This is a genomic window from Micromonospora sp. NBC_00330, from assembly GCF_036136635.1.
GTDB lineage: Bacteria > Actinomycetota > Actinomycetes > Mycobacteriales > Micromonosporaceae > Micromonospora > Micromonospora salmantinae.
The window spans coordinates 2,130,511-2,150,910 of the sequence record NZ_CP108012.1; the positions used below are offsets into that span (position 1 = coordinate 2,130,511).

Consider the following 20,400-nt stretch of genomic DNA (forward strand, 5'->3'; position numbering starts at 1 on the left):
CCCGGTCGGATGTCGCCCGGTCAGATGCCGTGCCGGTCAGATGCCGTAGCGGTCAGATCAGGAGGAACGTGATGGTCGACGAGCACGCGGGTCGGGTGCCCGATTGGCTGATCGTCTGCCACGACGGCGACCTCGACGTGCCCGGCGCTGTGGTGTTGGCCGGAGCGACGACGCGGACCAGGGCCGGGTTCTTCGCCGCGCTCGCCGCTGTGCTGGCCCTGCCGGCGTACCTGGGGGAGACCTGGGACGCCCTCTCCGACGTGCTCCGGGACCGGCTCGATGCCGGCCCGCTCACAGTGTTGATCACCGACGCCGGCCAATTGCTCGTCGACGAGCCGTCCGATCAGCACGGTCTGCTGCTCGCCGTGCTCGGCGACCTCGCCACCAGCGCCCCGCACCCGCTGCGTGTCGTCCTCAACGAGACCGCGCCGTCCTGACCGGTGATTCGATCCGTCCCGGGCGCGAGGTTGGTGGCCCGGCGGTGCGGGTCGCTGTCACCCCGCACCGCCGGGCATCCGGTCAGTGCGTCGCGGGCGGTATGCTCTGCTCGTACTGGAAGACGTTGTGCGGGTCGTACTTCGCCTTGATCTTGCGCAGCCGGGGGAAGTTGTGCCCCCAGTAGGCCTTCTCCCACTCGGCCATGCCGATGTTCGGCACGTTCACGTAGGCGCCGTCCACGTAGGGCCGCAGCGCCTGGCTGAACTCGGCGATCCAGGTCTGGGCGATCGGGGTGATGGCATCGTCGCTGTCGGGTTCGCCGCGTTTGCCCCAGCCCGCGCCGGGCTCCGAGTAGAAGAGCGCGTCGCGGTGCGGGAACGCCGAGCCGCCGAAGGGCTCCTGTCGTTGCGCTCCCCGGCCGAAGGCCTGGGTGAAGAAGTTGCTGTCGGGTGAGGGCGCCTTCTCCATGAACTCACGGACGATGCTGACCGCCTCCTCCGGGAACGGCTCGCGGGTGAACTGGGAGAAGAACTTCCAGTTCGCCGGGTCGTCCTCGTTCGGGGTCTGGAAGCCGGCGTAGACGTCGCCCCAGTTGCCGGTCTGCACAGTGACAGTGGGGTTGCCGATCGACAGGATCGGCGCCAGCAACTCCCTGGCCTCCGCCTCGGATCCGTCCGCCAGCACCGCGAAGAACAGGATCTCGGTCGGGTGGACCTCGATCTGGCTGCCGAGACGCGGGTCGGTGAAGGGTGCGACGCGCTGCCAGGTGTCGAAGACCTCGTGCAGGTCGTCGAGACCGGGCCAGGTCACCTGCAAATATGCGACGCTGGTGACCGGAGCGACCTTGTAGGTCAGGGAGGTGACGATCCCGAAGTTGCCGTTGCCCGCTCCGCGCAGCGCCCAGAGAAGATCCGAGTAGTTCCACGGGTCGACCTGGAGCACTCTCGCCCCGTCGGCGCCCGCCGCCACGACGATCTCCGCGCCGATCAGGTTGTCGCAGGCCATCCCGAGGTAGCGGGTGAAGAAACCGAGGCCGCCGCCGAGGGTGGCGCCGGAAAGGCCCACTGTCCCCTCCGTGCCCGTCGTCGCCGCGAGGTCGTGCTCCCCGAGGGCGGTCACCGCCTCCGACTGGGTGAGCCCCGCGCCGACCTTTGCCGTGCGGGTGGCGGTGTCGATGTGGACGTCCTTCAGCTCGCTGACGTCGATCACGATGCCGTTGTCGACGTTCGACCAGCCTTCCAGGTTGTGCCGACCACTGCGTACCCGCAGCGCGACGTTGTGCTGTCGCGCCCAGGTGAGCGCGTTGACCACGTCCTGGGTCTCCTGAGCGAAGACGATGACCAGCGGATAGTGCACGAACAGCTCGTCCCAGCCGAGGCTGGCCTCCGCGTAGTTGGGGCTCTGCGGGCGGACGATCCGGCCGGTCAGCTGCGCCGGCGGGAACTTCGTGTCGGAGGGCCACCCGGGACCGTCGGCCGCGATGGCCGAGCTGCCGGTGATCACGCTCGGGATAGCGACCGCTCCGGCGCCGACGGCCGTCGCCCTGAGCAGATCACGACGGGAAAGGTCGCGCATGGTCCGAATCCTCTCGATTGGTGACACGCCCGAAAAATGAACCGAGAGGGGCATTTCCTCTCATCTGGCGCAAACCAACCGTAAGGCCCGGGGCTTCCTCGCAGATCTGAGAACTTGTCACGGAACCCGGTCGGGTGATTTGGAAACGGGTCAGTGCGGGGCGGGCTGGTCCAGGATGGCGCTGAACCGCTCCTCGGCAAGGTCCAGCTGGCCGAAGATGTGCCGCTTCACCGCTGGCGACAACGGGGTGTCCGGCCGGCCGATCAGGTCCCGGAACAGCGGCACCAGCGGCCGGTACTTCCGGGCCGACGAGATCACCTTCGGCCCGACCGTGTGGATCACGCCCACTCCGTTGTCGGTGAAGTCCGACACCTTGATCACCCGGGCCCAGGGCTCCCGGTCCAGGCTGACCGCCAGATGCTCCCGGTACTGCGCGTTGCGGTCCCGCTCGGGGTCGTACACCGGGTTGGTGACCGCGGCGACCAGGGTGGCCACCCGTGGTCCGAACCGCGCGGCGAGCCCGGCCAGCGCGGCCCCGGTCGGGTCGGTGCCGGGGTCGCCGCCGGCCAGCTCGACCGGATGGTCCTCCACCGCGTCGTGCAGCAGACCGGCGACGATCACGTCCACGTCCCGCACCTGGTAGTGGTGCATCAGCCTGATCGCCACCCGCAGCAGGTGGTTCAGGTACGGCTCGCGGACGCGTCGATCGTCGCGGTGCAGTTCGGCGGCGAGGTCGAGCGCGGCGGTCAACCGCGCCCGGGCGGCGTCGTCGAACTGCTGGACCTCCAACCGGAAACGTTCCAGCAGGCCCGGTTCGCCGTGGATCTCGGTGATCGCGTGCATCGGCATGCTGCCCAGGTGCGGCGGGAAGTCCATGCGTCACTTATAGCCGATCTTCCCCACATCGATGAGCCCGTACGTCGCCGACCCGACCGCGAGTTGCGGGCGTGCCGAGCCGTCAGATCGGCAGCCGGTCGGCGCCGGCGAGCGGGCCCACCAGGAGGGGGACCAGCGGCGCCGGCAGGACGGGGTCGCGGCGCAGGGTGGGCGTCCAGCCCGCGTCCGCGGCCAGGTCGGGGTCATGAGTCGCGTTGTACGCCGCCAGCAGGTCGACCGGTCGGGCCGCCCCGCCGCCCTGGCGGACCCAGGAGCCTCGCTCGGTCACCGCGGTGCCGCCCCAGTCGTAGAGCAGGTCCGCCGGGTCGACCGCCGCATCCAGTGTGAAGAAGTTGTTCTGCGCGTAGATCGCCGACTGGACACCGACGCCGAGCGCGTACTGGAAGTCGTCCCCGCCGAGTCGGTAGTGGTTGTTGTAGACGTCGACCTGACCGAAACGCACCCGGGGCAGCCGTTGTAGGACGCCGTCGAAGAGGTTGTGGTGCAGAGTGACCCGCAGCCGGCCCACGTCCGGGCCGACGGTGTTGGACGAGCCGATCAACAGCAGCTTGTCCCGACCCGTGAAGCGGTTCCAGGAGGCGGTGACCAGGCTGGCGGTGTGTGTGACGTCCAGCGATCCGTCGTGCACCTGGTACGGCCGACCGAAGTACACCGGCTGGGCGCTGTCCGGGTTGTCGCCGTCGGTGAAGGTGTTGTGGTCGACCCAGACGTTCTCGCTGCGGCGTACCGAGATCTGGTCATACTGGCTGTTCCAGTTGCCTGCCTCACCGTCGGTCGGAGACCAGGCGGGGAAGCAGTCCCGTGCGTCGACGAGGGTCAGATTGCGGACGATGACGTTCGTCGCCCGGTCGATCATGAGGGTGAGCCCGGTCAGTCGAGCGCCGCGCAGCCCGACGATGGTGGTGTTCGGCCCGACGTTGATCTGGGTCTGCCGGGTCTGATTGGTCACCGAGCGCACCCGAGCCTCCTCCAGCGGCCCGCTCGGTGGCACCCGTCCCCACACCGCCGGGTCGTACGCGGCCAGGTAGGCGTCCAACCGGTAGGCCGGGTCGGCCAGGTCGGCGCAGCTCAGCGGCGTGCCGCCGGGCCCTTCGAAGCCGTCGATGGCGCCGTCGACGTAGATGAGCTTCGGGGTGGCGTCGGCGGCGTTGCCGGCATTGTCGCCGCCCAGCGCGGCGACCAGCTCCGCCCGGTCGTGGACCACCCGGGTCCGCTCGGGGGTGGCCGTCGAGCCGCCGGTGGTGCCGGGGCCGTCGGCCGCCCAACCGTCCCGCTCGGGCAGCGTCTGCCGGCCCAGGTGGTCGGCCAACCAGGAGAGCCGGTCGGCGGACGGGACGTCCGGACGGGCAGCGGCGGCGGCCGGCGCGGCGCCGAGGAGAAGGGCGACCACTGTGGCGCCGCCGAGGATTCTGCGCATCGACTCACTCCGTTCGTTTGTGGTGGTGGTCCGTCCCAGGTGGTGTCTGCCGCTATCCGGCCAGCTCGGCGCGGTACGCGCCGGACGCCCACGGCACCCCCAGCTCACTCGGCAGCGCCCCCCGCTCGGCCGCCCGGCGCAACACGTCGACGACGCCCCGCAGGTGCCGGACCCGCTCCCCGCCCTCGCCGAGGATGGTCACCAGCTCGCCGTCGAGCAGCCGGGGCTCCGGCGCGGGCCGCAACGCGTCCAGCAGCGCGGTGAACGGCGCGGTACGGGCCAGCGGTGCGATCAGTGGCACGCCCACCGGGTCGACCCGGTGGGCGAGCAGGTTCTCCAGCAGCCCCAGCCGCCCCGGCACCCGGCGGGTCACCACGTCCCCGGGCAGACGCAGCCGGTCGGTCGGGTACTCCAGCACCGCCTGCCCCGCCGTACCGGTCACCACCACCTCGCCCGCCACGAACTCCTCGGCGGCCAGGGTCACCGCCACCAGCACCGGCGGCCCGGCGCGGAACCGGACCCGCAACACGGCGGTGTCCTCCACCTCGATCGGACGGACCCGGTAGCGCTCCACCTCGATCGCGACCGGCCACGGCGTTGCCCCGGCGAGCGCCTCGGCGATCGCCAGGCACTGCATCACCGCGTGCGCGAGCGGGTTGACGAGCGCGCCGTCCAGCACCGGCCGGCCGTCCACACTCCGTCGACCGGCCCAGGGGGAGCGGGCGTAGTAGGCGTCCGGCCGTTGCCAGGCGGCGATGGTGGAGATGCCGGTGACAGTGCCCAACCGGCCGGCGGCCAGCGCGTCGGTCAGCGCGGTGAGGGCCGCCGAGCCGAGCGCCTGGAAACCGACCTGGGCCACCCGACCGGCGGCGGTGAGGGCCCAGGTCAGCTCCTCGTGCTCGGCCAACGACAGCACCGGCGGCTTCTCCAGCAGCAGGTCCGCGCCGGTGGCCAGGGCGTCACGGGCGATCGCCAGGTGGGTGTGCGGCGGCGTGCAGATCACCACCACCTCCGGTCGGGTGGCGGCGAGCATCGCCCGGTGGTCAGTGAACACCGCCACCCCGGGCGGCACCGGGGCGGCCGGGTCGTCCTCCACCGGTCGGACGTCGACCAGGGCGACCAACCGCAACCGACCGGCGTCGTGCAGGGGCGCGATCACCCGCCGGTGCCAGCGACCGTGCCCGTTGGCCCCGATCACCGCCACCCGGGGCGGCGGGGTTGCCCCGCTCACCGCCGGCCGGTCCGGGTGGACCCGGTCACCGGGCACCGGCCAGGGTGGCCTCGACGCCGTGCCGCTCCAACGCGGTCAGCCAGGCGATCACGTCGGCGCGGACTTCGTCGTCCTCGGCCACCTCGATCGGGATGACGTCGCGCAGCGCGAAGACCGCGTCGACAGCGCCCGCCGGGCTCTGCGCCCCGGCGTCCAGCGCGGCCCGGATCGGCCCGGCCAGGGGGTCCTGGAACGGCAACGACCGGCCGTCGTCGGCGTACCCCAGCGCGAAGCGCAACCAGGACGCCACGACCAGCGCGCCCCAGCGCGCGGACCGCCCGGTCGCGCGCAGGTCGGCGATGGTGTGCAGGACGCGCTGCGGCAGCTTCTGGGAGCCGTCGATCGCCACCTGGAGGGTGCGGTGGTGGATCGCCGGGTTACCGAACCGGGCGAGGGCCTGCTCGCCGTAGTCGACCACCAACACCCCGTCCGGTGGGGTGAAGCTGGCCGCCACGTCCTCGGCGATCAGCCGGCGCAGCACGTCACGCAGGTGCGGGATCTCCAGCGCGTCGGCGATCGTCTCCCGACCGGCCAACGCTCCGAGGTACGCGATGGCGGAGTGCACCCCGTTGAGGGCGCGCAGCTTCAACCGCTCCCACGGGCCGGCGTCGTCGGTCAGCACCGCCCCGGCGAACTCCCAGCCGGGCCGACCGCCGGGGAAGTCGTCCTCGATCACCCACTGCGCGTACGGCTCGGCGGCCACCGCGGCCAGGTCGGTCACGCCGAGCGCCCGCCGGGCCGCCTCGATCGTCTCCGGGGTGCTGGCCGGCACGATCCGGTCCACCATGGTGCCCGGGCAGGTGACGTTGCCGGCCACCCACTCGACCAGCCCGGCGGGCACCCCGCCGGCCCGGCCGACCGCCTGGTCGAGCATGCCGCGCAGTCGTCGACCGTTGGCCGGCAGATTGTCGCAGCTCACCAGGGCCACCGGCCCGGCGTCCGCTGCGGCCCGGGCGGCCAGCCCGCGCAGCAGCAGCCCCGGCACCGTGGTCGGCGCTCCGCCGCCGGCCAGGTCCGCGGCGAGCGCCGAGTCCGGGGACAGGCGGCCGGTCACCGGGTCGAGTTGGTACGCCTTCTCGGTGACGGTCAGGGTCACCACGCGCACCGCCGGGTCGGCGAGCAACGCCACCACGGCGTCCGGGTCGCTGGGCGCGTGCCGGACACCGCTGAGGGCGCCCACCACCCGGGTGGAGCTGCCGGCCGCGGAGAGGGCGCTGACGCTGAACAGGTTGTCCTGCGCGGCGATCGCCTCGACCACTGCGGTGCTGCGCGGGGCGACGGCCACGATGCCCCAGTCACCGCCGGCCGCGCCGACCGCCGCCTCGGTGAAGACGGCCTGGTGGGCGCGATGGAACGCGCCCAACCCCAGGTGTACGACGCCGGTCGGCACGGTGCCCGGCCGGATCAGCGGGCGGGCCTCGGCGGGCAACCGGCGCAGCATGCCCAGGCCGAGCCGGGAGGCCCCGACGGTCACCGCCATGCCGGACCGTCCGGGAAGCGGAACTCGGCGATCGACGCGGGCTTCATGGTGGCGCTGTAACCGGGCCGCTCGGGCAGCAGGTAGCGGCCACCGCGGGTCCGCACCGGATCGACGAAGTGTTCGTGCAGATGGTCGACGTACTCGATCATCCGACCGTCCAGACCGGTGCCCACCCTCAGGTAGTCGAAGATCGCCAGGTGCTGGACGTACTCGCAGAGGCCCACGCCGCCGGCGTGCGGGCAGACCGGCACGCCGAACTTCGCCGCCAGCAGCAGCTCGGCCAGGACCTCGTTGACGCCGCCGACCCGGCAGGCGTCGACCTGCATCACCCCGATCGCCTCGGCCTGGAGCAGCTGTTTGAAGATCACTCGGTTGGCGGCCACCTCCCCGGTGGCCACCCGGCACCGTCCGGCGCTCAACTCGGTCACCGCGCGGGCGATCCGGGCGTGCCCGAGGATGTCGTCGGCGTGGGTGGGCTCCTCGATCCAGTACGGGTCCACCTCGGTCAGCGCCGCCATCGCGGTGATCGCCTCGTCGACGTCCCAGACCTGGTTGGCGTCCATCATCAACAGCGCGTCCGGGCCGATCTCCTCCCGGATGATCCGGGCCCGCCGCAGATCGTCGGCGAGCGGGCCGCCGACCTTCATCTTCATCGCCCGCCAGCCGTCGGCGTACGCCTGCCGGGTCAGCGCCCGCACCTTGTCGTCGGGGTAGCCGAGCCACCCGACCGAGGTGGTGTACGACGGGAAACCGTCACGGTCGACTGTGGCCAACCGGTCGGCCAGCCCGTCACGTCCCTTGTCGAGGATGGCGGCCGCCTCGTCCGGGGTGAGCGCGTCGGTGATGTGCCGGAAGTCGACGCTGGCCACGAGGTCGTCGGTGGGCAGATCGGCGAGGAAACGCCACATCGGCTTGCCGGCCACTGTGGCCCGCAGGTCCCACACCGCGTTGACCAGCGCGCCGGTCGCCATGTGGATGACGCCCTTCTCCGGGCCCAGCCAACGCAGCTGCACATCGGCGCTGAGCGAGCGCCAGAACGCCACCGGCTCGGCAGTGATCTCCTCGATGGTGCGGCCCTGGACGTGGTGCGCCAGGGCGCGCACCGCCGCGCAGGTGATCTCGTTGCCCCGACCGTTGGTGAAGGTGAACCCGGCGCCGGTCGGGCCGGCGTCGGTGCCCAGCTCCACGTACGTCGCCGAGTAGTCACCCCGGTTGATCGCGTCGGAGCCGTCGCCCCGGGCGGCGGTGGGGAACCGCACGTCGTGCACCTCGACGGAGGTGATGGTGACGGTCATTGCTGGTGTCCTCCGAAGTTGAAGACCCGCTTGGGCAGCCGGTACGCCAGGTCCACGATGGTCTCGGCGGCCTCGTCCATCGGCAGCCGGTGCTCGGCGACGAGCCGGGCCAGGAAGCCGGCGTCCACCCGGCGGGCCACGTCGTGGCGTACCGGGATGGAACAGAACGCCCGAGTGTCGTCGACGAACCCGGTGGTGTTGTAGAAGCCGGCGCTCTCGGTCACCGTCTCCCGGAACCGGCGCAGCACCTCAGGGGAGTCCAGGAACCACCAGGGCGCGCCGAGCAGCAGCGCGGCGTACCCGCCCGCGAGGGGCGCCAACTCGCGGGTGAAGGTGTCCTCGTCGAGGGTGTAGAGCACCAGGCGCAGCCGGGGGTCGTTGCCGTAGCGCTCCAGCAGCGGGGCGAGCGCGTGCACGTACTCGGTGGCCTGCGGGATGTCGCCGCCGACGTCGCGGCCGTGCCGGGCGTGCAACCACCGGTTGTGATTGCGCACCGCGCCGGGGTGCAGCTGCATGACCAGGCCGTCGTCGAGCGACATCCGGGCGAACTCCACGAGCATGTGCGCCCGGAACGCCTCCGCGTCGTCGGCGTCGGCCTCGCCGCGCCGGCCCCGGTCGTAGAGCCGCTCGGCCTCGGCCGGGGTCAGGTCCAGGGTGCGCGCGGTGGGGTGGCCGTGGTCGGAGGAGGTGGCGCCGGCGGCGATGAACGCGGCGCGTCGGGCCCGCAGCGCCGCCAGGTAGCCGGTGTACGTGCCGGTGTCCTCGCCGGCCCGATCGCCGAGCCGGTCCACGTTCGTCGACCAGCCCTCGAACTCCATGTCCACCACGTCGTCCGGGCGGAACGTGGTGACCACCCGGCCGCCCGGCCCGCCCCACCCGTCGGCGGCCAGCTTGGCGTGCTGCGCGAGGTCGTCCAGCGGCGACTCGGTGGTCGCGAGGACCTCGATGTTGAACCGCTCGAACAGCGCCCGGGGCCGGAAGTCCGGCTCGGCGAGCCGGGCCGCGATCTCGTCGTAGAGGGCGTCGGCGGTGCTCGGGCGAAGCGGGGTGTGCACCCCGAACACGGTGCGGAAGGTCTGCTCCAGCCATAGCCGCGACGGGGTGCCCCGGAACAGGTGCCAGTGCGCGGCGAAGCGTCGCCAGATCACCCGGCCGTCGGTCTCCACCGGGCTGCCGTCGCGGGTGGGCACCCCCAGATCCGCAGGGGGTACGCCCTGACTGAGCAGCATCCGGGTCAGGTAGTGGTCGGGCACGATGAGCAACTGCGCCGGGTCCGGGAAGGGGCGGTCCTCGGCGAGCAGGGCCGGGTCGACGTGCCCGTGCGGCGAGATGATGGGCTGCTCCGCCGCCAGGGCGTACAGCTCCCGGGCCAGCGCGCGCTGGCCCGGCTCGGGCGGCAGGAGCAGGTCGGTGTGGTCGAACGTGGGCACGGAGTGGGGCTCCTCGTCTCCTGTGTCAGCGGGGGGTGAGCAGGTCGGCGACACGGACGGGTCGGCCGGTCTCGATGGACCGGTTGGCGGCCAGACCGGTGAGCAGTGCCAACGCGCCGTCGTCGGCGGTAGCGGCGCGGCCCAACGGGTCGGGTTGACCGCCGAGGAGCACCCCGGTCATCCGGGCGTCAGCGCCGCCGTGCCCGTGCCGACTGCGACCCTCCACCGGGATCTGCCGGGGCGGGGCCCAGAACGGGCGCAGGGTAAGCGTCGCACCGCCGCCCTCGGCCGGCGCCTCGGCGCCGTGTAGGGCGGCGCCCTTGACCGCGCCGGCGGTGCCCCGGTCGACGAAGTCGTTCTCGGCCACGTCCAGCTCCAGTCGGCCACGGCTGCCGTTGACCATCACCCGGTAGCCCTCCCAGGGCGCGTACGCGGTGAGGTGGTAGGTCATGGTGGCGCCGGTGGAGTAGCGGGCCAGCACCGCCATGTCGTCCTCGATGCTCACCCCGGGCGCGAAGACGTTGCGGTCGCGCTGGTAGCCGTCCTCGGCCTCGGCGTCGAGGTACAGCTCGCGCAGCCGGGGGTGCGCGTCCAGCCGCAGCGCGAACGGGTCGTCGGCGGCGGCGGGGGAGCCGTGCGCCCGGTCGTAGTCGCGGGCGTAGCCGTGCCGGCGACCGTCCTGGCCGTAGAAGAAGAGCCGGCCGGCCGCGTACACCTCGACGGGCGTGGCGGCCAGCCACCAGTTGACCAGGTCGAAGTGGTGGCTGGCCTTGTGCACCATCAGCCCGCCGGAGGTGGCCTTGTCACGGTGCCAGCGGCGGAAGTAGTCGGCGCCGTGGCGGACGTCGAGCAACCACTCGAAGTGCACCGAGCCGATCTCGCCGACCGCGCCCTCGGCGAGCAGCCGGCGAACCTGTTCGTGCAGCGGGTTGTAGCGGTAGTTGAACGCGACGGTCACCCGCCCACCGGTGTCGGTGACAGTGTCCAGGATCCGCCGGCAGCGGGCCACGTCCACTGTCATCGGTTTCTCGGTGACGACCTCCCGGCCGGCGCGCAGCGCGGCCACCACGTACTCGTCGTGGGTGACGTCCACGCTGGTGACCAGGACGACGTCGACGCGCTCGGAGTCCAGCATGGCCTTGAAGTCACCGGCCGGGTACGTGGGCACCGGGCGATGGCCCAGCTCGCCGAGCCAGCGGTTGTGCGCGTCCATCCGGGCCTGGTTGACGTCGGCGAAGGCGACCAGCTCGGTGGTGTCGGCGTGGTCGAGCACCAGCGCCCGGACGAACATCTCGGCCCGCGCGCCGGTGCCCACGACGGCGTACCGGACTCGGCCGGCGGCTCTCGGTGACATGCGGTCGCCTCCCGTGGTGCTGCAAAGGTTTGCAATGAAGTAATCACGATCGATCCGTTCGCGTCAACGACGACGGCGTGATCGGCGTCATTTGTCAGCGTTTGGGGGGCCGCAGGTGACCAAGGGGAGTGTGGGTGCAACGAAGCCGTAATCATTGACCGTTGACACTGGCGCAACCGTTTGCATTAATGGGCCACACCTACGTGACCGCCACCACATCGGACGAAGGGGCCGCCGTGCCAGTCACCATCCGGGACGTCGCACGGGCGTCCGGTGTGCACATCTCCACCGTGTCGCGCACCTTCTCCGCTCCACACCTGGTCAACCCGGAGACCCGGGTCCGGGTGCTGGCCTGCGCGGAGGATCTGGGCTATCGGCCCAACCGCGCCGCCCGGGCCCTGATCACCGGGCGGACGCACAACATCGGGCTGATCATCGCGGACATCGCGAACCCGTTCTTCCCGCCGCTGATCAAGGCGGCGGAGAGTCAGGCCCGCCACCGCGACTACCACGTCTTCGTGGCCGATACCAACGAGGACCCGACCGCCGAGGAAGAGCTGGTCCACGCGCTGGCGAAGCAGGTGGACGGCGTGCTGCTCTGCAGCCCTCGGATGAGCAACAGCCTGATCGAGCAGCTCAGCCGCGAGGTGCCACTGGTCGTGGTGAACCGCCAGGTGACCGGCCTGCCCTGCGTGCTGATGGACGTCGGTCAGGGCGCCCGGTCGGCGATCGAGCACCTCATCGGCCTGGGGCACCGCAACATCGCGCTGCTCGGTGGCCCGCGCAGCTCGTGGACCAATCGGGAGATGCGCCGTGCCGCCGGCGCTGCCGCCCGAGCCGGCGGCGCGGAGCTGACCATGCTCGGCCCCAACGCGCCCACCGAGGTCGGCGGCTCCGCCGTCGCCGAGCAGGTGCGACGCAGTGGCGTGTCGGCAGTGCTCGCCTACAACGACCTGATGGCGATCGGCCTGATCGAAGGGCTGGACGCGCTCGGGGTCCGGGTGCCGCAGGAGGTGAGCGTCGTCGGGGTCGACGACATCACCCTGAGCCGGCTGACCCGCCCCAAACTGACGACGGTGGCCACACCCACCGGGGCCGCCGGCCGGACGGCCGTTGACATGCTGCTGCAACAGGACATCGAGTCACCGCGCGGTGCGCGGGGGTCCGGTGCCGGCACAGCGCTCGGCGTCCGTCGTACCACCGCACAGGTAATGCTCCAGACCGACCTGGTCATCCGCGACTCGACCGGCCCGGGCCCGTACGCCCGACCGGCACGTCCCCTGGCCGCACCACGTGGCCCGGGCCCGCATTGCCCTGCGGACCCGGGCATCCCGACTACGGCCACCGGTGACGCCGTCGCCTCCTAATGCCGAGGAGTGAGCGCACATGCACCCCGCAACGCCCCCCACCACTGACGCGCCCGTCGGGCGCGCCCACCGTACCCCGCTGCCTCGGCGGCGCCTGCTGCGTGGCCTGCTCGCCGTGACGGTCGCCGCACCGCTGATGTTCGGCGCCGCGGCCTGCGGAGACGACGACGGCGGCGGCGCCGCCGACCCGAACGCCCCGGTCAAGCTCTCCATCTTCTGGTGGGGCGGCGACGCCCGGGCCAAGCTGACCGAGGACGCCCTGGCCCTCTACACCAAGAAGCACCCGAACGTGACGTTCGAGAAGACCTGGCAGGCCAACCAGGGTTACTTCGACAAGCTGGCCACGCTCACCGCCGGCGGCAACCCGCCGGACCTGTTCCAGATCGACGACAACTACCTGGCCGAGTACGCGGCCCGCAACACCACGCTCGACCTGACCTCGTACCAGAAGTCCGGGAAGCTGGACACCTCCAAGTTCCCCGAGAGCCTCTGGCAGTACGGCGTTGTCGACGGCAAGCTCGCCGGTCTGGCCGCCGGGGAGAACACCCAGGGCCTGGTCTACAACAAGACGCTGTTGACCACTAACAATTTGCCCGAGCCGACCACCGGAATGTCGTGGGAGGAGCACATCGCCTGGGCCGAGCAGGTCACCGCCAAGACCAAGGTGCCCGGCACCCAGGACCCGAGCGCCGACTACAAGGCGTTCTGGGTCTGGCTGCGCCAACAGGGCAAGGACCTCTACAAGGGCAAGGAGCTGGGCTTCACCGCCGAGGACGTGACCAAGTGGTTCGACCTGTGGAAGGGCGCCCGGGACCGCAAGGCCACCCCGACCGCCGACGTCATCCACGAGGGCAACTCCAGCGACATCACCAAGCAGCTGGTGGTCACCGGCAAGTCGGCGACCTCCTGGGTCTGGGCCAACCAGATGCCGGACCTGAAGAAGAACACCAAGGACGAGCTGGGCGTGATCGCCTACCCCGGTGACCCGAGCGCGCAGTGGGCCCGAGCCTCGATGTACTGGTCGGTGTTCAAGGGCAGCAAGAACAAGGACGTCGCGGTCGACGTGATCAACTTCCTGAACAACGACCAGGAGGCGGTCAAGCTGCTCGGCACCGACCGCGGGCTGCCGTCCAACCAGGACCTGCGCCGCGTGGTCAGCGACGACACCACCGACCCGGCCATGAAGCAGTCCATCGCCGTCGAGGCGGAGCTGACCCAGAAGTTCGGCAAGTCACCGCAGGTGCCGATCAAGGGACACAGCAAGGTCCGTTCCGAGCTGATCAAGGCCGCCGAGAACGCGCAGTACGGCCGGGCCACCACCGCCGAGGCCGCCGCTCAGTTCATCGAGGCGTGCAAGTCCGCCATCGCCTGACCGCCCGAACAGGCGAGGAGAGGAGCTGTTCGTGGCGTTGACCACGGCACCCGACCCGACCCGACGCGGCCCCGGATCCGGCCGGGCCCACGCTGAGAGGCGTGGGCCCGGACGCTTCCGGCACAGCGAAGGTCTGGCGGGGTACGTCTTCCTGTCGCCGTGGCTCATCGGCCTGATGGGTGTCACGGCAATCCCCATGCTGCTGTCGCTCTACCTGAGCTTCACCAACTACGACATCCTCACCCCCTTCTCCGAGGTGGAGTGGGTGGGGCTGGCCAACTACGAACGGATGTTCACCGCCGACCCGTCGTACTGGCACGCGGTGCGGGTCACACTGACCTTCGCGCTGATCGCCGTACCGCTGAAGCTGGCCGCGGCGCTCGGCGTGGCGCTGCTGCTCAACCGTGCCTGGCGCGGCGTCGGGCTGTTCCGCGGCCTGTTCTACCTGCCGTCCCTGCTCGGCGGCAGCGTCGCGCTGGCCATCGTCTGGGTCAACATGTTCAACCGCGAGGGCGCGTTCAACTCGCTGCTGAGCCTCTTCGGCATCACCGGCAAACCGTGGGTAAACGACCCCGACTGGGCCCTGGAAACCCTGATGGTGCTGGCCATCTGGCAGTTCGGCGCACCGATGGTGATCTTCCTGGCCGGGCTCAAGCAGGTGCCCACCGAGCTGTACGAGGCCGCGTCGGTCGACGGGGCCGGCCGGTTCCGTCAGTTCCGCAACGTCACCCTGCCGATGCTCTCCCCGGTCATCTTCTTCAACCTGGTGCTGGAGACCATCAACGGCTTCCAGGGCTTCACCGCAGCGTTCGTGCTCAGCAACGGCACCGGCGGCCCGGTCGACTCCACCCTGATGTACACGCTGAACCTCTACATCACCGGCTTCACCGACCTCAACATGGGCTACGCCTCGGCGATGGCCTGGGTGTTCCTGCTCGCCATCGCGGTCATCACCGCGATCTTCTTCAGCACCGGACGGTTCTGGGTGCACTACTCCGACGGGGAGGACCGGTGATGGTGACGGTGACCCCGACGACCGCAACGCCGACCGCAGCGCCGCCGACCGCGCGCCGACGACCCGGCGGACGGCCAGTGCTGCGACTGCTGATCCTGGTGGCGATCGTCGTCGTGGTGCTCTACCCGCTGATCTGGATGGTGGGCACCTCGCTGAAGTCCCAGGAGGAGATCGTCAACAACGTCGGGCTGCTGCCCGAGCGGTTCACGCCGGGCAACTACACCGCCGGGTGGTCCAACTTCGACGTCAGCTTCGGCCGGTTCTTCCTCAACAGCGCCATGGTCAGTCTGCTCACCGTCATCGGCAACGGGCTCTCCTGCCTGCTGGCCGCGTACGCCTTCGCCCGCCTGCGGTTCCGGCTGCGTGGCATGTGGTTCGCCGTCATGATCGGCACGCTGCTGCTACCCCAGCACGTGCTGATCGTGCCGCAGTACATCCTGTTCCGCACGCTCGGGCTGGTCGGCGGTGACTGGCCGTACCTGCCGCTGCTCATTCCGCAGTTCCTGGCCACCGAGGCGTTCTTCGTCTTCCTCATGGTGCAGTTCATGCGGGGCGTCCCCCGGGAGCTGGACGAGGCGGCCCGCATCGACGGCGCCGGCCCGTTCGGCATCTTCCGGCACATCATCCTGCCGCTGAGCCGCCCGGCGCTGGTCACCACGGCGATCTTCTCGTTCATCTGGACGTGGAACGACTTCTTCCGCCAGCTGGTCTTCCTGTCCCAACTGGAGGACTACACGGTTCCGGTCGCGCTGACCCTGTTCATCGACTCGACCAGCCAGAGCGCGGTCGGCCCGATGTTCGCCATGTCGGTGCTGTCGCTGCTGCCGGTCTTCCTGTTCTTCGTCGCGTTCCAGCGGATGCTCGTCGAGGGGATCAACACCAGTGGCATCAAGGGCTGAACCCCCGGACACCGGCGGGCGACGGGACTGGCGCGACGTCGCCCGCGACGCCGCCGACCTGGCACTGCTGGGCATCCTGCTGACCCTCGCGGCGGTGCCCCTGCTCACCGCCGCCGCGGCGGCGGGCACGGCCAGCGCGGCGGTGCACGACTGGACGCGTACCGGCAGTTGGCCGTCGGCGCGCACGACAGCGCGCCGGTTCGGCAGCGCGGTGCTGCCCGGTGTGCCGGTCAGCCTGCTCGCGCTCGCCGGCGCGGCGCTGCTCGCCGCCGACCTGGCGGCGCTGGCCACCGGGCGGGTGCCGGGCGGCCCGGCCGCGCTGCTCGTGACGGCGCTGATCGCGGCCGGCCTGGCCGGGTACGCCGGGTTGGTCGTCGTCGAGGTGGGCGGAAACGGGGGCGGGCGGTGGCGGGCCTCGGCCCGGTCCGCCGCCCGCGCCTGCCTCGACGCGCCCACCCGCTGGGCAGCGCTCACCGGGGTCGTCGCGCTGGCCGGGCTGCTCACCGTCCTGGTCACGCCGGTCGCGGTGCCGATCCTCGCCGGTTACACAGTGGCCGCCCTGCACGCCGTCACCGTCCGCCGGCCGGTCTCGGATGCCGTCTTCGGCGGCCGGGAGAGACCGGGCGACCCCAACGCCCGCCGGCCGGTTTCGGTCGCCGTCGCCGGACGCCGGGAGCTGCCGTGAGCGGGGAGCCGGTGCGGCTGACGGTCGGGGAAACGGAGGTCGCGGAGTACGTGCTCGACCCGGCGCTGGACGCGCGGCACGGGCCCCGACCGTACCTGCACCCGGTACGCACGCTCGGCGGAACGGTGGTCACCGACGCGCTCCCCGCCGACCACGTGTGGCACCTCGGCGCGTCCCTCGCCGTGCAGGACGTCGACGGCAGCAACCTCTGGGGCGGGCGCACCTACGTCCGCGACGTCGGCTACACCTGGCGGGACGACCACGGCGTCATCGCGCACACCGGTGAGGTCGAACGGTCACCGGGCCGGTACGCGCACGACCTCCAGTGGCGCGACCGGGCCGGCGGGGTGCTGCTGACCGAGCGGAGGTGGCTCGCCGCGTCGGTGGTCGCGCCGGACGCCTGGCGGCTCGATGTGGAATCCGTCCTCGTCGCCCCGGACGACCGGGAGATCCGGCTGGGCAGCCCGGCCACCAACGGCCGCCCGGGCGGGGCCGGCTACGGGGGGTTCTTCTGGCGGGCCGCCGCCGACGGCGAACCGGCGGTGTTCACCGCCGACGCGGCCGGGGAGGAAACGGTCAACGGCAGCGCGGCGCCGTGGCTCGCGCTGACCGGCGCCGGGTCGGGCGGCGGGGCGTACACACTGGTCTTCGCGGGCCTCGGCCGCGGCGACCGGTGGTTCGTGCGGACCGGGATGTATCCGGGGGTCTGTGTGGCGTTCGCGTTCGACCGCCCGGCGGTGGTGCCGGCCGGTGGAAGCCGGCACGGCCGGTACCAGGTGTGGGTGGCCGACGGGACCCTCGACCGGGACGCGGTAGCGGCACTGGTCGCGACGGTGGTGTGAACCCCGCCCGGACCCGGTGGTCAGCCGGACCGGTCGGTCAGCTCACGGATCGCCACCTGGTACGCGGCCTGGGTGTGGTACGGCCAGTGTCCCTCGATCGGCGGCGGCACGGTGTCCGCCGGGTCGACGGTCAGGCTGCGCGGATCACGCAGTCGAATGTCGACGCCGGGTGGTGCGCCGTGCGGGCCCGGAGGGAAGATCGGCCCGCCGATCGGGTCGGTGTCGCGCCACAGGTTGCGCCACCGCCACCCGATCCGCCCGCCCAGGTCGCGCAGGGTTTGCGGCCCGAGGTACGCCGGGTAGAGCCGCGAGTAGGTGCGTTGCAGCGGCGAGCCGTAGGTCAACAGCGAGACCCGGGCCAGCACGGACGGCGGTAGTTGCAGGATGGTGGCCGCGGCGAGCACCGAGCCGTGGCTGTGCCCGGAGATGACCACCGGCCCCCGCGCGGTGAGCCCGGTGACCCGTTTCGCCAACTCCGGAACGGCGCGGGCGGCATAGCAGGGCGGCGCGAACGGGTGAACCGTCCGGGGCCAGAACGTGCCGAGGTCCCACAGCACCGCCACCACCCGCCGGGTCTGGGCCGACCGGTACGCGCGGAAACCGAGGACCATGAGGCTGAGCACCAGCAGGCTGATCACCCAGACGCCGGCGTCGGTGACGTAGGCGGCGATCACGCCAGCGCCGCCACCGTGCCCGCCCAGGCGGTCCGCGAGCTGGGTGGGACCGATCCCGATCAGGTCGAAGGCGACGGTGGCCAGCCCGAGCGACGCGATCAACAGGAATGCGATCAGCACCGGGCCCAACTCCTCGACGATCCGGGACCGGGCGATGGTCTCCCGGACCAGGCGTAGCCGGTGCGCGTCCTGCGCCGACACGTCCGGGTAGTCCCGTTCGATGATCCGCGCCGCCAGCCTCCGGCGCCGACGCCGGCTCAGCAGGAGGGTGACCGAGGTGACCGCCGCGCCGATCAGCAGCGCGGCGAGCCCGGCGAGCGCCGCCCACCAGTAGGCCACCGGCGGTTCCAGTGGGCCGATGATCGGCGGGTTGGGCCGGATCGGATCGGGGATGTCGCCGTGGTCGAGGGTGTCCGCGACTCGGTAGACCAGGGTCGCGGTGAAGGCGGCGCCGATGCTCACCGCCGCCGCCGCCACGATCGGGGTGCCGAGCCCGCGCAGGACGGGGCGCTCGCCGTCGCGGACGGCACGCTGACGGGTGTACGTGACGACGGTGAGCGCGACCAGCAGGACGCCCTGCGTGGCGACCACCCCGGCGGCGGCGCCCTCGTACCCGGGCAGCTTGCCCAGGCCGGCCGGTGTCGGGTCCGCGAGCGTGGCCGCGCCGAGGCAGCACACGGTCACCACCACGGTGGCCGCCCAGAGGGGGCGCAGGAGCCGTCGGGCCCTCGCCGGGTTCGGCGGCACGGGCAGGGCGAGCAGGATCACCGCGACAATGAGCAGCCCGGCGGCGATCCCGAACAGCACGTCGTGACCGGGTGCGCCCACGCCGCCCGGTGTGATGCCGGCGAGCAGGGCGACGTTCAACGTCCCTATGCCGAGCACCACGTGGAGCTCTCGCAGCCAGCCGGTGGTCTGCTCGTCCTGCCAGAAGCCGGCGTCGGCGAGGCTTGCGTTCCGGCCTCGCGGCGGACGCTGCAACGCCGTGCCGAACCCCTCGAAGGCCCGCGCCGACCGGGTGCTGATGGCCCAGACGACCCGCAGCGCCACCAGGGGTACGACCGACAGCAGGGCCAGCCGGGGCCCGGTCGGGAGGACATGCAGCCAGGCGAGGTAGGGGCGGCTGGCCCGGCACCCCGGGTACGGCACGCACTGCCAGCCGACCAGGTCCAGCGTGGCGCCCACCGCCGCCAGCACGAACGTGGCGGTGAGGGTGCCGGCGAGCAACCGGCACAGCACGCCGAGCAGGCCCCACCGGTCGTGCCCCGGCGGCCGGAGCCAGATCGCCAGGTTGCTCAGCATGAAGGGCAGCAGCAGCAACATCGAGGCCGTGCGGACCGCCGCGCCGGCGGTCAGCGAACCCCAGCGGTACGCCTCGACGGCGACTCCGTCGGTGGCCCCGCCGGCGGTGCCGCTGCCCGGCCGGGGCCGGAAGAAGCCCGCGTGCGTGTTCCCGGCGACCCGGGTCACGATCGGGTGGTCGAGGATCCGTTCGGCGGTGACGCCGGAGATGCCGTGCACGCGCAGCTCCACGGCGTCGCGCTCGGGCGTCCTGTCCACGCCGTCAGGGTCACAGACAATCCACCCGGGCGCTGCCGATACGGCAAACGTCAACGGGTCGGTAGGGCGGCGGTGACTCGGATGGCCTTGACGATCGCCGGGATGGAGCCGATCAACAGCACCAGCCCCCAGATGATCGCGATGATCGCGAAGATCAACGCCGCCACGTCGTCGACGATGCTGACCAGGATCACCGGCACCAGGTTGTGCAGGAACTCCAGCACCACCGTGCACAGCAGGGTGGTGAGGATCAGCAGGACGAGGCCCTTGTTCTGCAGGAAACGCGGCTGGGCCAGCACCAGCATCCCGGCCCACACCAGCTTGAGCAGCAGCACCAGCCCGAGCAGCACCGCCGCCTCGCCGACCGGGAAGAACCCCCACAGCGCCAGGTACGCCAGGGTGCCGAACGGGACGGCCAGGAACAGCGACACCATGATGGACAGCTCCACGAACGCGACGACGAGCGCGATCAGTCCGACGATGATCAGGATGATCGAGAAGATCAGGCTGGCGACGCCCTGCACCCGGCCTTGGACGCGCTCGGGCAGCAGCAGGCCCAGGCAGAACAGCCCGGTGCTCCAGACCGCCACCGCGTCGATCAGCGCCAGGTAGCCGGTGCCCCGACCGGACGGTTCGCTGACCCCGGAGACGTCGTCGATCTCCACGTCCAGCGCTCCGGCGCTGTCGGCGAGGGCCGCGCCGGCGTCGGCGCCGCCGAGCAGCAGCCCAGCGCCGAGCTCCACCCCGATCGCCAGGACGATGGCGAGCATGGCCAGCAGCAGGAACGGCTTGCGCAGGTCACCCACGGCGGCACCTTCCTCTCGGTCCAG

The 20,400-nt window shown here is 71.8% G+C and carries 17 protein-coding genes; 7 read left to right on the plus strand and 10 right to left on the minus strand.

The annotated features are described in order from the left end of the window. Positions 1–71: 71 nt before the first annotated feature. Positions 72–437, plus strand: a complete 366-nt coding sequence (locus tag OG598_RS09330; protein ID WP_328654035.1) for a barstar family protein — start codon at positions 72–74, stop codon at positions 435–437. An 82-nt stretch (positions 438–519) separates the two neighbouring features. Here OG598_RS09330 and OG598_RS09335 read toward each other — a convergent pair whose 3' ends face one another. The 8 genes from OG598_RS09335 to OG598_RS09370 all read right to left on the minus strand — a co-directional run bounded on the left by OG598_RS09335 (position 520) and on the right by OG598_RS09370 (position 11,156). Then, positions 520–2,013, minus strand: a complete 1,494-nt coding sequence (locus OG598_RS09335) for an FAD-binding oxidoreductase (RefSeq protein ID WP_328654036.1) — start codon at positions 2,011–2,013, stop codon at positions 520–522. A 150-nt stretch (positions 2,014–2,163) separates the two neighbouring features. Continuing rightward, positions 2,164–2,889, minus strand: a complete 726-nt coding sequence (locus OG598_RS09340; protein ID WP_328654037.1) for an HD domain-containing protein — start codon at positions 2,887–2,889, stop codon at positions 2,164–2,166. Between the two features lie 82 nt (positions 2,890–2,971). After that, a complete protein-coding gene (locus tag OG598_RS09345) occupies positions 2,972–4,327 on the minus strand; it encodes a pectate lyase family protein (RefSeq protein WP_328654038.1) in 1,356 nt (451 codons plus the stop codon). 52 nt (positions 4,328–4,379) lie between these two features. Beyond that, on the minus strand, positions 4,380–5,558 hold the full coding sequence (locus tag OG598_RS09350) for a Gfo/Idh/MocA family protein (protein WP_328654039.1): 1,179 nt from the start codon (positions 5,556–5,558) through the stop codon (positions 4,380–4,382). 25 nt (positions 5,559–5,583) lie between these two features. Next, positions 5,584–7,077, minus strand: coding sequence for a mannitol dehydrogenase family protein (locus OG598_RS09355; protein WP_328654040.1), 1,494 nt, complete (start codon positions 7,075–7,077; stop codon positions 5,584–5,586). After that, positions 7,068–8,372, minus strand: coding sequence for an enolase C-terminal domain-like protein (locus OG598_RS09360; protein ID WP_328654041.1), 1,305 nt, complete (start codon positions 8,370–8,372; stop codon positions 7,068–7,070). Before OG598_RS09360 ends, OG598_RS09355 begins: the two co-directional genes overlap by 10 nt. After that, positions 8,369–9,802 carry a glucuronate isomerase gene (gene uxaC / locus OG598_RS09365; protein ID WP_328654042.1) on the minus strand — a complete coding sequence of 478 codons (1,434 nt, stop codon included), beginning with the start codon at positions 9,800–9,802 and terminating at the stop codon, positions 8,369–8,371. Before uxaC ends, OG598_RS09360 begins: the two co-directional genes overlap by 4 nt. Before the next feature lie 25 nt (positions 9,803–9,827). Next, positions 9,828–11,156: a Gfo/Idh/MocA family protein gene (locus OG598_RS09370; RefSeq protein WP_328654043.1), complete on the minus strand. Its 1,329-nt coding sequence runs from the start codon at positions 11,154–11,156 to the stop codon at positions 9,828–9,830. Positions 11,157–11,392: 236 nt separating this feature from the next. On the opposite strand from OG598_RS09370, the gene OG598_RS09375 reads away from it, so the two are divergent. From OG598_RS09375 to OG598_RS09400, 6 genes are read left to right on the plus strand one after another with little or no spacing between them, the layout of a single operon-like run. After that, positions 11,393–12,523, plus strand: a complete 1,131-nt coding sequence (locus OG598_RS09375; RefSeq protein ID WP_328654044.1) for a LacI family DNA-binding transcriptional regulator — start codon at positions 11,393–11,395, stop codon at positions 12,521–12,523. Positions 12,524–12,542: 19 nt separating this feature from the next. Beyond that, positions 12,543–13,895, plus strand: coding sequence for an ABC transporter substrate-binding protein (locus tag OG598_RS09380; RefSeq protein ID WP_328654045.1), 1,353 nt, complete (start codon positions 12,543–12,545; stop codon positions 13,893–13,895). A gap of 31 nt (positions 13,896–13,926) precedes the next feature. Continuing rightward, positions 13,927–14,910 (plus strand): carbohydrate ABC transporter permease, encoded by a 984-nt coding sequence (locus OG598_RS09385; protein ID WP_328654046.1) that lies wholly within the window; start codon positions 13,927–13,929, stop codon positions 14,908–14,910. Further along, the gene (locus tag OG598_RS09390) at positions 14,910–15,809 is read left to right on the plus strand and encodes a carbohydrate ABC transporter permease (RefSeq protein WP_328654047.1); all 900 of its coding nucleotides are present in this window, start codon (positions 14,910–14,912) and stop codon (positions 15,807–15,809) included. Before OG598_RS09385 ends, OG598_RS09390 begins: the two co-directional genes overlap by 1 nt. After that, the gene (locus OG598_RS09395; protein ID WP_328654048.1) at positions 15,793–16,494 is read left to right on the plus strand and encodes a hypothetical protein; all 702 of its coding nucleotides are present in this window, start codon (positions 15,793–15,795) and stop codon (positions 16,492–16,494) included. The genes OG598_RS09390 and OG598_RS09395 overlap by 17 nt, the downstream gene beginning before the upstream one ends. Further along, positions 16,491–17,336: a PmoA family protein gene (locus OG598_RS09400; RefSeq protein WP_328654049.1), complete on the plus strand. Its 846-nt coding sequence runs from the start codon at positions 16,491–16,493 to the stop codon at positions 17,334–17,336. Before OG598_RS09395 ends, OG598_RS09400 begins: the two co-directional genes overlap by 4 nt. Before the next feature lie 20 nt (positions 17,337–17,356). Here the strand turns inward: OG598_RS09400 and OG598_RS09405 are convergent, their stop codons facing one another. Together OG598_RS09405 and OG598_RS09410 are read right to left on the minus strand one after the other, a co-directional pair. Next, entirely contained in the window at positions 17,357–19,570 is a 2,214-nt protein-coding gene (locus OG598_RS09405) for a hypothetical protein (RefSeq protein ID WP_328654050.1), read from the minus strand. Positions 19,571–19,620: 50 nt separating this feature from the next. Then, positions 19,621–20,376, minus strand: a complete 756-nt coding sequence (locus tag OG598_RS09410; protein WP_328654051.1) for a hypothetical protein — start codon at positions 20,374–20,376, stop codon at positions 19,621–19,623. Positions 20,377–20,400 lie beyond the last annotated feature (24 nt).

Coding starts and splice junctions, on each gene's coding strand:
- OG598_RS09380 (WP_328654045.1), top strand. CDS start 12,543: ATGCACCCCGCAACGCCCCCCACCACTGACGCGCCCGTCGGGCGCGCC.
- OG598_RS09330 (WP_328654035.1), top strand. CDS start 72: ATGGTCGACGAGCACGCGGGTCGGGTGCCCGATTGGCTGATCGTCTGC.
- OG598_RS09360 (WP_328654041.1), bottom strand. CDS start 8,372: ATGACCGTCACCATCACCTCCGTCGAGGTGCACGACGTGCGGTTCCCC.
- OG598_RS09355 (WP_328654040.1), bottom strand. CDS start 7,077: ATGGCGGTGACCGTCGGGGCCTCCCGGCTCGGCCTGGGCATGCTGCGC.
- OG598_RS09335 (WP_328654036.1), bottom strand. CDS start 2,013: ATGCGCGACCTTTCCCGTCGTGATCTGCTCAGGGCGACGGCCGTCGGC.
- OG598_RS09345 (WP_328654038.1), bottom strand. CDS start 4,327: ATGCGCAGAATCCTCGGCGGCGCCACAGTGGTCGCCCTTCTCCTCGGC.
- OG598_RS09340 (WP_328654037.1), bottom strand. CDS start 2,889: ATGGACTTCCCGCCGCACCTGGGCAGCATGCCGATGCACGCGATCACC.
- OG598_RS09370 (WP_328654043.1), bottom strand. CDS start 11,156: ATGTCACCGAGAGCCGCCGGCCGAGTCCGGTACGCCGTCGTGGGCACC.
- OG598_RS09390 (WP_328654047.1), top strand. CDS start 14,910: ATGGTGACGGTGACCCCGACGACCGCAACGCCGACCGCAGCGCCGCCG.